Genomic DNA, 15,215 nt, shown 5'->3' on the forward strand with positions numbered 1-15,215 from the left:
GGTGCAACCCGCATTTCGCCCCACGCCCGCCCCGGCCAAACCCAAGACCGAATCGCTGATCGCGCCCGATATCACCATCGAGGGCAAGATCGAGGGTGAGGGCCATGTGCGCATCGCCGGCAACTTCAAGGGTGACGTGAACGTGCGCGGCGACCTCACCATCGAACCGGGCGCCCGGGTGACCGGCAGCGTGCGCGCCGAGAAGGTCACCATCGCAGGCGAACTGATCGGCAACATCGAATCCGCGGCGCACGTGGATCTGCAGCAAAGCGGCGCGCTGACCGGCGACCTGAAGGCCGGATCGCTCAGCGTGGCAGCGGGCTCGCGCATGCGCGGCCAGGCCGAATTCGGCTGGGACGATGCGAAGGACGGCAACATCGCGCACCAGACCCACGGACGCGGCGGCACCGCTCCGTGAGCAACCCGCAGCCAGGCACGGCCGGAGCGACGCGCACCTGTCCGCACTGCCGGGAGACCATCCTGGAAAGTGCGGTCGTGTGCCCCGCCTGCCGCCACAAGCTGCACTTCACCGATGCGGCCAGCGCAACCGCCACCCCGGCGTCCGTGCCGCTGCGTGTGGAAGGCAGCTTCCGCAACCCGGTCGACGGCGGCGCGTGGGAATACTCGATGGTGCTGACCATCCGCGACGAACGCGGCGAGGAGATCGCACGCAAGCTGGTGGGCGTCGGCGCCATGCGGCCGGACGAACAGCGCACTTTCACCCTCAGCGTCGAGATGAACCCCGCGGCCGCGGGCGGCAAGCGGATGTGGCACTGATGCGCCAACGGCAAGGCACTGCGCGCTGCCGGCGCGCAGGTTCGCTCCGGAAGGAACGTCTGGCCGGTTGCCGCAACACCGAACTCGAACTCGTTCGGCGTGGATGACCACGGCGCCGGCGAACTACCAGATCAGGTTTCCGCCATGGCGCCGTGAACGACCGCCCGTTGTTCCTCCGGCAGCCTCCATCCAGGAAGCTCCCGGCTGGCGCCACACCCTCCCGAGCGCTTGCGCGACCCCATCCAGACGCCGGGGCAACGATCGTGCGGCGACGGTCCTCGTACGGCCCGTGCAGGCGGGCCATGGCCAGGCAAATGTCCCTGCCTCTTTTGCGAATGGCAGGATGTGATGGGACAGCCTGCCATTCGCGCGACCTTTCCGGCCGATGGCCTTCGCGCCGGTCCCGCCGCCCGTGCGCCAGCCGCAAAGCCCCCTTCCCTTTTCGATAACATCGGCCCTGTCCAAATCGCCGGACTCCGCGCGTCATGGGAATGGCGGCGCACACGGCCCGCCGATCACCCATTGCGGAGAATCCGATGCAATACCTGTTGATGCTGTATTCGAACGAAACCGGCTGGTCGCAGATGACGCCAGCCGAACAGGAACAGGGCGTTGCGGCCTATGGGGCCTATACGCAGGCGCTGAAGACGGCGGGTGCGCTGGTCGGCTCGAACCGCCTGCAGAACAGCGCGACCGCAACCACGGTGCATGTGGCGGACGGCAAATCGCAGGTGCTGGATGGCCCCTATGTGGACTCCAAGGAGCAGTTGGCCGGCTACTACCTGATCGATACGCCTGACCTGGATGCGGCGCTGGCGTGGGCGGCACGCTGCCCCGGCGCGAGCCATGGCACGATTGAAGTGCGGCCCGTCTGGAGCATGTAGGTTTGCACGGCGCGACGCAGGCACGCAGCACCGCGGATGCCGTCGCGCGGCGCAGCTACGGCAAGCTGGTCGCCTTTCTGGCCACCGCCATGCGTGACGTGGCGGCGGCCGAGGATGCGTTGTCCGAAGCGTTTGCCGCGGCGCTGGCGGACTGGCCAGTCAACGGCTGTCCGGCGAATCCGGAGGCGTGGTTGCTGACCGTGGCGCGGCGCAAGGGGATCGATGGCATCCGGCGCCGCCGCAGCGGCGAAGCAGTGGCTGCGCAGTTGCAGATCCTGGCGGAGCTCGACGAGGCCGCATCGACGGCGATGGATGACGCGGCGGTTCCGGATCAACGCCTGGCGCTGCTGTTCGCCTGCGCGCATCCGGCCATCGATGTCGGCGTCCGCGCACCGTTGATGTTGCAGACCGTGCTGGGGCTGGATGCCAAGACCATCGGCTCAGCGTTCCTCGTATCGCCGGATGCCATGGGCAAACGGCTGGGACGGGCGAAACATAAAATCCGCGAGGCTGGCATCCGCTTCGCCATCCCCTCGCGCGACGAGCTGGCCGGACGGCTTGACGGCGTGCTGGATGCGATCTACGCCGCCTTTGCGGAAGGCTGGAGCGATCCGGGCGGCACCGACGTGATCCGGCGCGATCTCAAGGCCGAAGCGCTGTTCCTCGCCGGCCTGGTGGCCGGGTTGCTGCCGCAGGAACCGGAAGCGCTGGGCCTGCTGGCCTGCATGCTGCATGCGGAGGCACGGCGGCGTGCGCGCCGCGATGCGGATGGCGGCTACGTGCCGCTGGCCGAGCAGGACGTCGTGCTGTGGGATGCAGCAATGATCGACGAGGCCGAAGCGCTCCTGTTGCGCGCGAGCAAGCTGGGCCGCATCGGCCGTTATCAGCTTGAAGCGGCCCTGCAATCCGCGCACGTCGAACGTCGCCGCAGCGGGCGCATCGACTGGACGCCCGAGGTGCAGATCTACGACGCGTTGCTGGCGCTCTCCGGTTCGCCGGTGGTCGCCCTCAACCGCGCGCTCGCCATCGCGGAGCTGCAAGGTCCACACGTTGCGCTCGATATCGTGGATGCGCTCGCCGCCGACGGTCGGCTCGTCGAATACCAGCCCTACTGGGCAGCGCGCGCGGCGTTGCTGGCCAGCATCCATGCCTACCCCGAGGCTCGCGCCGCGTTCGATATCGCGATCGGCCTCGCCAGCGATCCTGCCGTACGACGCTTCCTGCTGGGACGCCAGGCTGCGTTGCCACGCTGCCTGGAAAAAGATCAAGGCGGGCCATAGCCATTCCTGCGGTGCCTGTCCCCGTCGTGGCCGATGGCGGCGAACACTGGCGCAGGCCGATCATCGAGACAATCCCGACGACGCGATCCGGCAGCGTCAGGCCGCGTGGCGGGCCAGGCAAGCCGCTCCAGGCTCCTGACAAGGACCTGCCCCTTTTCGAACACCTTTCCCCGCATCCGGATTGCAAAATCCTTGTGGCCGCTCTCATAGTCGCGGGGTGCAAGCGCGGTAGATTGCGTACGCGACCACCATCACGAGGACCCGCTGGACATGAAGAGAATCACCCTGGGCTCGGCACTCGTCTCGCTTGCCTGCCTCTTGTCAGCCGCCGCGTTCGCGAGGCCCCCGACGGACCAGCATTCGGCGAAGGTCACGCCCGACATGATCCAGACCGGGACCGACATCCCCACCGACTGGAAGCAGCCGCAAGGCAACTTCGACTACGTGAAGCGCGACGTAATGATCCCGATGCGCGACGGCGTGAAGCTGCACACCGTGATCCTGATTCCGAAGGGCGCGCACGACCTGCCGATGCTACTCGAGCGCACGCCGTACAACGCCAGCGGCATGGCGCCCGGCAACAGCCCGCACATGGCCGATGCGGTGTGGTCGGGCGACAAGGACTGGGCCGATGGCAGCACGATCCTGGTCTGGCAGGACATCCGCGGCAAATACAAGTCGGAGGGCAAGTACATCATGACGCGCCCGCCGATGGGGCCGCTCAACCCGACCAAGACCGACGACACCACCGATGCCTGGGACACGATGGACTGGCTGGTGAAGAACATCCGGGAATCGAACGGCAACATCGGCATGATCGGCTCCTCCTACGACGGCTGGACGGTCGCCATGGCCCTGCTCCACCCGCATCCCGCGCTGAAGGTCGCCGCGCCGGAAAGCCCGATGATCGACGGCTGGATGGGTGACGACTGGTACCACTACGGCGCGCTGCGCCAGGTCAACCTCGACTACTTCAGCGGCCAGATGAGCAAGACGGGAGAAGGCGAAAACATCCCGCGAGAGAACCAGGACGACTACACCAACTTCCTCGAAGCCGGTTCCGCCGGTGCCTATGCCGAGGCCAACGGCTTCAAGCAGCTGCCCTGGTGGAACCGCTTCGCCGCGCACCCCGCCTACGACGCCTTCTGGCAGCTGCAGGCGCTCGACCCGCTGCTCGTCGCGCATCCCTCCAGCGTGCCCACGATGTGGCTGCAAGGCCTGTGGGACCAGGAGGACATCTACGGCGCCGTGCATGCGTGGGAAGCGCTCAAGCAGGCCGGGCACGGCGCCAACAACCATCTGGTGATGGGCCCGTGGTGGCACAGCCAGATCAACCGCGACGGCTGGGCCATGGGCCCGCTGAAGTGGCCGGGCAACACCACCGCGCAGTTCCGCCAGAACGTGATGATCCCCTGGTTCAACCACTACCTGCGCGGCACGCCGCTACCCACGCCGCTGCCTGAGGCGATGATCTACAACCCTGTCGAGCAGCGCTGGGACAACTTCACGAACTGGAAGGTGGCCAGCGAACAGCAGCTCACCCCGCTCTTCTTGCAGGCCGACATGGGCCTCGGCTTCGAGCAGCCGACCGACGGCAGCGACAGCTACGTCGCCGACCCGGCCAAGCCGGTGCCTTACCTGCCGCGCCCGATTCCGCAGAAGAACGACCGCTGGCGCACCTGGCTGGTGCAGGACCAGCGCTTCGCCGAAACCCGGCCCGACGTCCTCAGCTACACCACGCCGGTGCTGAACAAGACCGTGCGCGTCCAGGGCGCACCGATCGCCGACCTCTTCGCCCGCACCACCGGCACTGACGGCGATTTCGTGGTCAAGCTGATCGACGTCTACCCCGGCAGCGATCCGGCCGATCCGGAAATGGGCGGCTACGAGCTGCCGGTCTCGCTCGACATCTTCCGTGGCCGCTATCGCCAGAGTTTTGCCGATCCCTCGGCGATCCCGGCGAACGAGGTGCAGGAATACAAGTTCCGCCTGCCCACGGTGAACTACGCGTTCAAGCCCGGCCACCGGATCATGGTGCAGATCCAGTCCAGTCTGTTCCCGCTCTACGACCGCAACCCGCAGACCTACGTACCCAACATTCTCTTCGCCAAACCATCCGACTACCGCAAGGCCACGGTGACGATCGAGCATGGGCCCGATGGGCACAGCGCCGTCTTGCTGCCGGTGGTGGCGGGCCCGACCCGCGGCGGCTGACCCACGCACGAAAGCCCGGTCCGCCGCTCCCGCGGGCCGGGTCGCCCCTCACCAAACATGCCCGGCGGGCCCCCATGTCGAAGGCAAGAGCCATGAGCCCTCGCTGGATGCGCGAAGGCGGAAGCGGTTGTCTGCTCGGCCTGCTTCTTTTCGCCGGCACGGCATGGGCGGGCAGTCCGGTCGCCACGGTCCGCGTCGGCTTCGACCGCGACGCCGTCACGTCCATCCAGGTCCACGGCTTCGCCGACAAGGCTGCCGGACGCGAGGTCACCGCGGACGATCCGGTACGCATCGCCTCGATCTCCAAGCTGGTCACCGCCATCGGCGCAATGCGTCTGGTGGAAGCCGGGAAACTCGACCTGGATGCTGACGTCTCCCGGCAACTGGGCTGGCCGCTGCGCAACCCGGCCTTTCCCGATACACCCATCACGCTGCGCCTGCTGATGTCGCATCGTTCCAGCCTTGCCGATGCAGCCGGCTACTGGCAGACGCCGCTGGGCGGACAGCTGCGCCAGATCCTCATGGATCCACGCGCCTGGGACACGCAACACGCGCCGGCAACCTACTTTCGCTACGCCAACCTCAACTACCCCCTGGTGGCCCAGGTGATGGAACGGGCCACCGGCGAGCGCTTCGACCGGTTGATGCAACGCATGGTGTTGAAGCCGCTGCACATCGACGGATGCTTCAACTGGGACACCTGCAGCGAAGCAACCGCTGCCCGCGCGGTGGTGCTGTACGAGGCCGATGGCAGGCCGGTGAAAGATGACAACCACGGCCGCAAACCGGGCTGCCCGGTGGTTCCCGCCCATGACGGCAGCTGCGACCTCGCGCAATGGCGCGCAGGTGAGAACGGCGCGCTGTTCTCGCCGCAGGGCGGTCTGCGCATCTCGGCCAATGGCCTCGCGCGCATCGGGCGCCTGCTGCTGGACAGCGGCCGGGTCGACGGGGTGCAACTGCTGACGCCCGCTTCCGTGCAGGCGCTGACCCATCCGCTCTGGCAATACCGCGACGGCAACGGCCTGACCTACGAGGAAGACACCGACGACCGCGGCAGGGGTTTCTTCTGCCGGTACGGCATGGCCGTGCAAACCCTGGCCACACCGGCCACGGGCTGTCGCGACGATCCGTTCGGCGACGGCGTCGAACGCATCGGGCATTCCGGCTCCGCCTACGGCCTTCAGGCAGGGCTGTGGGTGGATCGCGAGCATGGCAACGGCGTCGTCTGGTTCGCCACCGGCATGCCGGATCAACGGCTTGGTGGGCACTCGGCGTTCAGCGCGGTGGAAGAGAAGCTGGCGCGCGGGAAGTAGCAGAACGTGTCAGGAAGGGGCGCCTAGCTGCTCATCGGCCGCCAGGCGTGCCGCCTGATATCCGAACCTCCCGGCCCGAGCGCCCTTACTTGCGCGCAGCAATGATCTCGCTCAGGTAATCGGGCCTGCCCTCGACGCGCACCAGATGCGGGTACTGCAAGCCGTCGTGGTAATCCACCGGCACCGTGCGGTAGCTGCCCTGGTACTTCAGCAGGAGTGTGATCGGCGCCTTGCTGCTCCTGGCCGCCGTGATCGCCTGTTTCAGCACCTCGCCGGAATAGTCCTGGCCGTCTACCGCGACGATGGTGGCGCCCGTGCTCACTCCGGCCTTGAACGCCGGACCCTCCCAGCGCACGTCGTTGATCTGCCCCTGCCCGGCCACCGTCAGGCCGATCGACCAGGCGAAGTTGTACATGTGACGCGGCGATTGCGGCCGGCTGTTGTACTGTTTTTCGTAGTCGCTTTCCTTGTCGGTGTAGACCAGCTTCCAGCCGCTGCCCTCGATGCCGTCCAGCAACGGCGGCTTGCGTGCATCGACATGCGCGTGCAGGAAACCCGCCCAGTCGTACTTCGCCACGCCGCTCAACGCAGCCACCACGTCGTCGAAGGTATAGGTTTTCGTCACGTAGCTGCCGTTGTCGACGCCGAAGAACGCGCGCGCGAAATCGTCCAGCGACCTGCGGTCATGCGTCAGCGCGCGCAGCTTGGCGTCCACTTCCAGCCACATCATCTGTCCGGCGCTGTAGTACTCCTCGCTCATCTGCCAGCTGCGATACGGCAGGCCCGCGCGGCGCGCGGCCGTCGCGTCGTTGGTGGTGTCCTCGATCGTGCGCCACTGGAAACCTTCGCGGTTGCGGTCGTAGTTGGCCGCCACCATCGCCAGCGCGTCGCGAAACTGTTCGGACGTCCACAAGCCGGAACGTGCGGTCAATACGTAACCCCAGTACTGCGTCTGCCCCTCGTACACCCACAGCAGCGAATCGCCCATCGGCACGTTGAAGTTGGGGGTCCGCAGGTCGGCCGGTCGGCGGAACTTGCCGTTCCACGAATGCACGTATTCGTGTGCCAGCAGGTCGCGCCCGGGCGCGGCGTCTTTCCAGGCGGTGAAGTAATCGGCCTCCATGCCGTCCTCGCTGGACTGGTGGTGCTCGGTGCCATTGCCGGCCAACACGTCGGACAGGGAGAACAGGAAATCGTAGTGGTCGTAGTGGTGCGAGCCGAACAGCTTCACCGCTTGCGTCACCAGCGCGCGATGCGACGCCAACTGCGCGGGCGTCATCTGCAGGTACTTCGGCGCGTCGGCGACGATGTCCAGGTGCACCGGTGCCTCGCCGCCCGGATCGAGATCCACGCGCTTGAAGTGCTGGCCGGCGTAGATCGGCGAATCGACCAAGTTGTTGAAGGTCACCGGCTTGAAAGTGATGGTGTCCCCCGACTGCGAGCTCGTCTCCAGCGCGGTGCCGAACTGCCAGCCATGCGCCAGCGTCACGCTGGGCGCGAAGGTGATGCCGCGCGAAAAATAGCCGGCCGGATACAGCGCCACATTGCTCCATGCCATGTCCATCATGCGGTCGGTGACCTCGAACCCACCGCTGCGGGGCGACAGGTACTGGAAGTCCGCAGCGATCGTGGACACGCCCGCCGGCACGTCGAGATGGAACGCGTACACGTCGTACTTGTCGCGCTTCCACATCAGCGGCTTGCCGTTGGCGGTCAGCCTGAGGCCGGCGAGCATGGCGATCGGACCGGTGGGCGAATGGCTGCCGGGAATCCACTGCGGATACAGCAGTGTCAACGCGCCCGCCTTCACCGGGATCGTTTCGTGGGTGCGGAAAATGCCCTGCAGGATGTCGCTGGCATCGACATGAATCGCGATCGTGCCGGGATAGGGCGTGTCCTGCGGCGGCGGCACCTCGGCGCCCGGCGCCTCCTGCGCACCCGCGGCACCTGCGGCCAACGCCAGCGATGCGGCCAGAACAAGACGCGCCGCCGTACGACGCGTACCAGCCGGCAACCCGGCGAAAGAGACAACGGACATTCGGGACTCCTGCAGCCATAGCAAAAGGTGCGTGCAACTTAGCACCACTTCGTCGGAACGAAGTCGGCTTCGCTTTCCCAGGGACTGCTTCGCGCCTTGTTCGGGGTCATCCGCCCCAACACCTTTGCCGCTGCAGGCAGCCGTCCACAGGCTCGTCCGACCAGGCATCTGCAAGCGAGGTCCGATAGCGGCGTGCATGACCTGCCGGTCGGTGCCGTCTTCTTTCTTGAGAAAGTGCACATTGGCCCCGATGCTCCTGACCTTGCGATTCCCTCCAGCAGGTGGCCATGCTCGACAAAATCAGAAACTGGCGCATCCGGCGCACCGTTGCCCGGCACCCGATCGCCGAATCGCTCTGGCTGGACGCGTTGCAGCGCTGTCCCGCCGCGCGTCGGCTGGGCGCTTCCGACCAGGCCACGCTGCGCGTGCTGGCCACGCTGTTCCTGGAGATCAAGTCGCTGGAGCCGACCCAGGGGTTGCATCTGGACGACGCCGATCGCGTCTTGCTCGCGGCGCATGCCTGCATACCCATCCTGAAGCTGGGCCTCGACTGGTACGACGGTTGGCACAGCATCATCGTGTATCCGGACGCGTTCATTCCGCGCCGCACCCAGACCGATGCCGCAGGCGTGGTTCACCAGACTCACACGGTGATGGCCGGGGAGGCCTGGGGGCGTGGGCCGGTGATCCTGTCGTGGGCGGAGGTGCTGCATGGCGGCGGGAGGCCGGGGCACAACGTGGTCATCCACGAAATGGCACACAAGCTCGACATGCTCAACGGCGACGCCAACGGCTTCCCGCCGTTGCACCGGCGCATGGATCGCCGCGTGTGGTCGCGGGTCTTCTCGAACGCGTGGGATCGCCTCAAGGATGAGCAACGCAACGGTGCCGACTTGCCGATGGACCCGTATGCCCTTGAAAGCCCGGCCGAGTTCTTTGCCGTTGCCAGCGAGCAATTCTTCGAGGCACCGGCAACCTTGCGCGATGGCTTGCCGGACGTCTATCGGCAGCTCGAGCAATTTTACCGGCAGCACCCGTTCTGAACGCCAGCGGTCAAGAGCGGAGACCCGGCACGAGGGAATGCGACTTCCACCGCTACGGTTTCCGCGCCTCCTGACTTGACTCCTCGTGGAGTTCCTTCCTCCTCCATCCGCTCAACCGCATCACGCCTTTCGGGCTCGGCCATCGCCTGTCCGTCCGCCATCCGCGAGGCGCGGCTTTTGTTACGCTCTGCCAGCGCGTCACGGAAGGTGACCGTTCATCGCGTTCGCCTACCTGCCGAAAAGGGTCCCCATGCGTTGGATACGGAAAGGTTTTCTGCCGGCCTTCGGTCTTGCATCGTGCGCGGCAGCGTTCGCCGCGGCGGGAGCCCAGCCGCCATCGCCAAGGCTTGTGCCGGTGCTTGTGGATCACCACGTCCATCTCAATGCACCGGCGATCCAGGCCTTCTTGCCGGACTTCTGCAAGAGCGTAAGCCGCTTCGGAAAGTGCGATCCGGCCCTTACCACGCCCCACACTCCGGCCGACCTGCTGACGGCGATGGACAAGGCGGGCATCAAACGGGCGCTCGTGTTGTCCACGGGATATCTTGCCGAGAGCCCGATGATCGATCCGCCGCGTGCGGACGCCGCGAGCCTGATGCACGCGGCGAACGACTGGACTGTCGATCTTGTTCGTCGCCATCCAGCGCGCTTTCGCGCATTCATCGCCGTCGACCCGCTCCGGCCGACGGCGCTTCCCGAAATCGCTCGCTGGAGGGGCAATGCCGCCGTCGCCGGGTTGAAGTTGCATCTGACCAGTTCAGGCGTGGACTTGCGCCGCGACAAGGATGTTGCCGCGCTGGGCCAGGTGTTCGCGGCCGCAGCCAGGAATCATTGGGCGATCCTGATCCATCTGCGGACGCAGCGCGCTGATTACGGCGCCACGGACGTGCGCCGCTTCATCAAGGATGTACTGCCAGCGGCAGCCGGCACACCCGTGCAGATCGCGCATGCCGGCGGATGGGGCGGCGTCGACAAGGCCACGCTGTCGGCTCTTGGCGCCTTTGCCGATGCCATCGAGACGAACCCTGAGGCCTTCCGCCAGGTCTGGTTCGATCTTTCCGGTGTATGGACCGGAAAAACGCCGGACGCCGAAAAAATCGCGCTGGCCGCCTTGATTCGCCGAGTGGGTCCGCGTCACTTCCTATCGGGGTCCGACTGGCCGTACAACGGTACGGATCTGGCGGATTATTACCACCGCACCTATCCGCAGCTGCCGCTGACCCCCAAGGAGTGGGCGGTGATCCGGAGCAACATCGCACCTTATGCGCGCGCCCTGCGCCGGGTACCGGCATGCTGCCGCCAGATCAAGCCGGCTGGTCCGCCTCACCAGGGTTGAACCGGCTGACCCGGCGGGCGCGCGTGGCGACTTCACGTGGCATTGCCGGGATGGGTTGCAGGATTTCAGCTCGCCCAAGGCTGCAGGCAGGAGTCCGTCGTGTACAAGGCGCTTGCACTTCTGGTGGTGGGTACCCTGGCCGCGGCGGGCGTGAAAGCAGCGACCCCGATCGACGATCCGCTGGTTTTCGTGACGATGCATTACGCCAGTCGCGCGCAACTGCAGACGGTCGCATCGCGCTTCCAGCACGTGGCCATCGACGAGAAGACGCACACGATCGGGGTGGAGGCGACCCAGGATGAACTCCGTGAGCTGCGCCTGCACGGCTTCGACGCGACGATCGACGGGCCGGCGACGCGGCGCATGCGCCTGGCCGACGCTTACTGGAGCCACGGAAGGACGAGCGTCCGCCCCTCGACCATCTCCGGCTACCCGTGCTACCGCACGGTCACCGAAACCTACGCGACGATGGACCAGCTGGCGCGGTCCCACCCGTCGCTGGCGCGGGTCGTGGACATCGGTCCGAGCTGGCTGGAAAACGAAGCGCCCGGCACCGGCCACCGCATGCGCGCACTGGAACTGAGCAACCGGGCGACCGGCTTCAGCAGCAAGCCGGCGATGGTGGTGTTCGCATCGATCCATGCGCGCGAATACACGCCGGCAGAGCTGCTGACGCGCTTCGCCGAAGGCCTGGTGAACGGTTACGGTACCGATCCCGAAGCGACCTGGCTGCTGGACAACTTCCGCTTCCACCTCATCCTCCAGGCCAATCCCGACGGCCGGGTCAAGGCCGAGAGCGGACTGTCGTGGCGCAAGAACGTCGACGATACCAACGGCCACTGCAGCGCGACGAGCTACGGCATCGACCTCAACCGCAATTTCTCGTTCCGGTGGAACGAGACGCCGGGCGGCTCCAGCGGCAACGCCTGTGCGGGTACGTATCGCGGCCCTTGGAGCTTGTCGGAAACCGAATCGCAGGATCTTCTGCGTTACGTCGCCGGTGCGCCGGACAGCACCGGCGTGTATCGCGGTGGCGTGCTGCCCGATCGCCGCGGCGACACGGCGGGCAGTGCCGCACCGAGCAGCTATCGCGGCATCTTCCTCGACCTGCACAGCTACAGCAGGGTGGTCCTGTGGCCCTGGTCCTACTCCACCGCGGCGTCACCCAACGCCACCGCCCTGCGGACGCTGGGCCGGCGACTGGCCTGGTACAACGGCTACATGCCCGAGCAGTGGTCGCGGATGTACGCCGCCGACGGAACCGACACGGACACGATGTACGGCCTGCTCGGCGTGCCGAGCTACACCATTGAACTGGGGGTCGCGTTCTTCGAGAGCTGCTCGACCTTCGAAAGCTCGACCCTCCCGAAGAACCTGCAGGCCTTGCGCTTTGCCGCGCGCAACCTCTGGGCGCCGTACCTGTATCCGTCCGGGCCGACGACGACCAAGCTGAGCGTGTCGCCGACGCGTGTCGCCGCGGGCACGCCGGTGACGGTCAACGCGACGCTCGACGACGCGCGCTTCAGCACGCGCAATGGCACCGAGGCCGTGCAGGCGATCCGATCGGCCACGGCGTTCCTCGACCAGACGCCGTGGGCAGCCAATGCCACCCGCCACGCGATGGTGCCCGGCGACGGCCGCTTCGACGAAACCGCCGAGCCGGCCGCCCTGCGCCTGTCGACGACCGGACTGGCCCCGGGCCGCCACGTCGTGTTCGTGCAGGGCACCGACGCGAGCGGACGCGCAGGCACGCCGCAGGCGGTGTATTTCACCGTGCAATAGCGGCGGTCAAGGCGGATCACCTGCGAGAAGCTAGCCAGGACACTTGGACCTTGGCCGCCCCGGCCCCAGGCTCAACGAGCCGCGCCGCCCATTTCAGGGCCGCCGCGCCGTCATCCGGGCCGCCGGCCCGCCGTCAGGCGTCGTCGCCGACACCTGCCCCCTCGCTGCGCCGCCATACCGAGATGGGCACGTTGCCATCCTGGCGTGGCGGCACCCGATAACTCAGCACGTCACCATGCAGTTCGAAGCTGCGGCTCTGTTGCTGGCCCTCCCAGTTGGGAAAGGAGGCGCCATCGATGTGGAAGACGAGCAGGTGCCGCCTGGCGTCGAGGTCGATCGTGCCAAAGTGCGTGCTCGCCCCCATAACCGCGCCCCGGTATTCGTCGGGGCTGCCAGCGGCCTTGGCGCCGGCGGCGAAGCGTGGGCGGTCGGCGCGGAATATCTGCAGCGAGTAATGCCCGCGCCGGTCGATCATCAGCAGACCCTTGGGTGCTTCACCGTAATCCCGGGTACGCGAGCCGTCCGGATGCAGCGCGTCCGCAGCCTCCAGGGTCCATGTGCCAGCCAGCGGGAAGGCGGCGGTGACGCCATCGGCCAGGGCGCCGGTAGCCGCGGCAAGGCCAACCACCAGCCACGCCGTGGCGACAAGACGAACTCGTGCAGGATGCATGCGCATGCGTTGTTTTCCTTGGGGTAGGCAGATCGGGAGCAGCCAGCCTTCGGGGGGCGGGCGTCATGCATCCTAGGACTTGTAACAGTTTCGTAAAATAGAATAATTCGCCATCTATCCATCAGAAATTCTTCAGTATGCAATTACCCAACCTGGACATGGATGCCTTGCGGACCCTGGCCGCGATCCTTCGCCTGGGCAGCCTGGCCCGCGCCGCGGAGCGAGTGGGCCGCTCGCAATCGGCAGTCAGCCAGCAGATGCGCAAGCTGGAGGCGCAACTGGGACAGCCGTTGTTCCGCAAGCAGGGACGCCGGGTTGCGTTGACCGAAGCGGGCGACCGGGTGCATGCGTATGCGCTGCGCATCCTTGCGCTCAACGACGAGGCGGTGCACGCGGTGCACGGCCCATCGGTCGGGGGCATCGTGCGGTTCGGCTTGCCGGGGGATTTCGCCGAATCCTGGCTGCCGGCGGCGCTGGGGCAATTCAAGAAGGCCTATCCGGCGGTGCAGGTGGACGTGGCGGTCGAACGCAACGGCACGCTGCTGGAGCGGCTGGATCGCGGCGAGCTGGACCTGGTGCTGGCGATGGGCCATGCCCGGCGAGCCGATGCCGAACTGCTCGCGACACTGCCGATGACATGGGTAGGCCGCAAGGACGCGGGCGACCGGTTGCGATCAGGCCAGGCCATCGATCTGGCGCTCTACCACCCGCCGTGCTTCTTTCGTCAGGCCGGCACCGAGGCACTGGACAAGGCCGGCATGGCCTGGCGGCCGGCCTTCGTCACGACCAGCCTGCAGAGCCTTTGGGCAGGTGTCGCCGCCGGCCTTGGCATTACCTTGCGCACGAGCGCGGGCATCCCGCCCCCGTTGGCCCGCCTGGACGGCCGTCACGGACTTCCACCCTTGCCTCGCGTCGACGTCTGCCTGCATGGCGGCAGTGATCCGGCATCGCCCGCGCTGAAGCAACTGCGCCGCACCGTCACGGAACAGGCGTTGGCGGAGCTTGCGGGAAGTAAGGCGGGCATGGCGCGTTAAGCCCACGCCGCCTTTTCGGGCATTCGCGTCGACCCATGCGCTTCGGGCCTGTCGACGGGCTGCGAATAGCTGAATCCCGCCCCGTCAGGTCCCTTTTCACGCCTGGCCAGGAGACCCCGCCGCGAGCTCGGCGTCCCGCGCGGCAAAGGAAGGGACCGAGTCGCCTGCTTGAAGCAACTGCGCTCCGGCCCCGGTGTCCTTCCTTTCATCCGCCTATCCATTGACCTGCATCAAGATGCCGCGACGCACCCGCCGGAGCATGGCGCACACGGACGAACGCCGGCCATGCGCGCTCCCGTCCGCCGAGGTGACGCCATGAAACCTGCCAGCCCCACGCTTGTCGCCTACTACAGCCGCACGGGAAAGACCGCACGCGTCGGCCATGCGCTGGCGTCGCGGCTTGGAGCAGACGAACTGGTGATCGAAGAGACACGCGGCCGGGGTCGCATCTCTGTCTGGCGCGCCATGCTCGACCGCATGCTGGGCACCCTTCCCCCGATCGGCCCCGTCACGGTCGCGCTGGAGGACTACGCGTCGGTCCTGCTGGGCACACCGGTGTGGGCTGGGGGCGCCGCGTCACCCATACGCCGCTTCCTGCGGGACTATGGGGCGCGCCTGCGGCAGGTCTCCTTCTTCTGCACGATGGACGGCAGCGGCGCGCAGAACACTTTCGCCGACATGCAGAAGCGACTCGGCAAAGCGCCACAGGCCACGTTCGCGTTCGACGCCAAGGCCATGGACAGCGAGCACTACCCGGGCACGCTCGACGCGCTGGTGGCGACAGCACAGCGGAGCACGCAGGACCCGGCCGGCATGGTGCAGAGTTGATGCCGCCCGTCCCTCC

12 protein-coding genes and 1 pseudogene are annotated in these 15,215 nt (G+C 67.0%); 11 read left to right on the plus strand and 2 right to left on the minus strand.

What is annotated here, in order from left to right; all coding sequences use genetic code 11:
* Nucleotides 1–49: 49 nt before the first annotated feature.
* The 6 genes and pseudogenes from ACFPME_RS14730 to ACFPME_RS14755 all read left to right on the plus strand — a co-directional run.
* Nucleotides 50–418: pseudogene (locus ACFPME_RS14730) on the plus strand (bactofilin family protein); the annotation flags it as partial.
* Nucleotides 415–777, plus strand: coding sequence for a hypothetical protein (locus ACFPME_RS14735; RefSeq protein ID WP_377306411.1), 363 nt, complete (start codon nt 415–417; stop codon nt 775–777). The pseudogene ACFPME_RS14730 and the gene ACFPME_RS14735, both read left to right, overlap by 4 nt.
* A 536-nt stretch (nt 778–1,313) precedes the next feature.
* Nucleotides 1,314–1,661 (plus strand): YciI family protein, encoded by a 348-nt coding sequence (locus tag ACFPME_RS14740; RefSeq protein ID WP_377306412.1) that lies wholly within the window; start codon nt 1,314–1,316, stop codon nt 1,659–1,661.
* 2 nt (nt 1,662–1,663) lie between these two features.
* A complete protein-coding gene (locus ACFPME_RS14745) occupies nt 1,664–2,941 on the plus strand; it encodes an RNA polymerase sigma factor (RefSeq protein ID WP_377306413.1) in 1,278 nt (425 codons plus the stop codon).
* Nucleotides 2,942–3,211: 270 nt separating this feature from the next.
* Nucleotides 3,212–5,155, plus strand: coding sequence for a CocE/NonD family hydrolase (locus ACFPME_RS14750; protein WP_377306414.1), 1,944 nt, complete (start codon nt 3,212–3,214; stop codon nt 5,153–5,155).
* Between the two features lie 92 nt (nt 5,156–5,247).
* A complete protein-coding gene (locus ACFPME_RS14755) occupies nt 5,248–6,468 on the plus strand; it encodes a serine hydrolase domain-containing protein (RefSeq protein ID WP_377306415.1) in 1,221 nt (406 codons plus the stop codon).
* An 85-nt stretch (nt 6,469–6,553) separates the two neighbouring features.
* Here ACFPME_RS14755 and ACFPME_RS14760 read toward each other — a convergent pair whose 3' ends face one another.
* Nucleotides 6,554–8,506 (minus strand): M61 family metallopeptidase, encoded by a 1,953-nt coding sequence (locus ACFPME_RS14760; protein ID WP_377306416.1) that lies wholly within the window; start codon nt 8,504–8,506, stop codon nt 6,554–6,556.
* 287 nt (nt 8,507–8,793) lie between these two features.
* On the opposite strand from ACFPME_RS14760, the gene ACFPME_RS14765 reads away from it, so the two are divergent.
* The 3 genes from ACFPME_RS14765 to ACFPME_RS14775 all read left to right on the plus strand — a co-directional run bounded on the left by ACFPME_RS14765 (nt 8,794) and on the right by ACFPME_RS14775 (nt 12,667).
* Nucleotides 8,794–9,549 (plus strand): M90 family metallopeptidase, encoded by a 756-nt coding sequence (locus ACFPME_RS14765; protein WP_377306417.1) that lies wholly within the window; start codon nt 8,794–8,796, stop codon nt 9,547–9,549.
* Between the two features lie 250 nt (nt 9,550–9,799).
* Nucleotides 9,800–10,885 (plus strand): amidohydrolase family protein, encoded by a 1,086-nt coding sequence (locus ACFPME_RS14770; RefSeq protein WP_377306418.1) that lies wholly within the window; start codon nt 9,800–9,802, stop codon nt 10,883–10,885.
* Between the two features lie 99 nt (nt 10,886–10,984).
* The gene (locus ACFPME_RS14775; protein ID WP_377306419.1) at nt 10,985–12,667 is read left to right on the plus strand and encodes a M14 family zinc carboxypeptidase; all 1,683 of its coding nucleotides are present in this window, start codon (nt 10,985–10,987) and stop codon (nt 12,665–12,667) included.
* A 133-nt stretch (nt 12,668–12,800) separates the two neighbouring features.
* Here the strand turns inward: ACFPME_RS14775 and ACFPME_RS14780 are convergent, their stop codons facing one another.
* Nucleotides 12,801–13,343: a lipocalin-like domain-containing protein gene (locus ACFPME_RS14780; RefSeq protein ID WP_377306420.1), complete on the minus strand. Its 543-nt coding sequence runs from the start codon at nt 13,341–13,343 to the stop codon at nt 12,801–12,803.
* A gap of 131 nt (nt 13,344–13,474) precedes the next feature.
* On the opposite strand from ACFPME_RS14780, the gene ACFPME_RS14785 reads away from it, so the two are divergent.
* Together ACFPME_RS14785 and ACFPME_RS14790 are read left to right on the plus strand one after the other, a co-directional pair.
* Complete coding sequence (locus ACFPME_RS14785; RefSeq protein WP_377306421.1) at nt 13,475–14,371, plus strand: LysR substrate-binding domain-containing protein; 897 nt, start codon at nt 13,475–13,477, stop codon at nt 14,369–14,371.
* Nucleotides 14,372–14,686: 315 nt separating this feature from the next.
* Nucleotides 14,687–15,199, plus strand: a complete 513-nt coding sequence (locus tag ACFPME_RS14790; RefSeq protein ID WP_377306422.1) for a flavodoxin family protein — start codon at nt 14,687–14,689, stop codon at nt 15,197–15,199.
* Nucleotides 15,200–15,215 lie beyond the last annotated feature (16 nt).

The sequence above is a fragment of the Rhodanobacter umsongensis genome (genome assembly GCF_042654965.1).
Classification (GTDB): Bacteria; Pseudomonadota; Gammaproteobacteria; order Xanthomonadales; family Rhodanobacteraceae; genus Rhodanobacter; species Rhodanobacter umsongensis.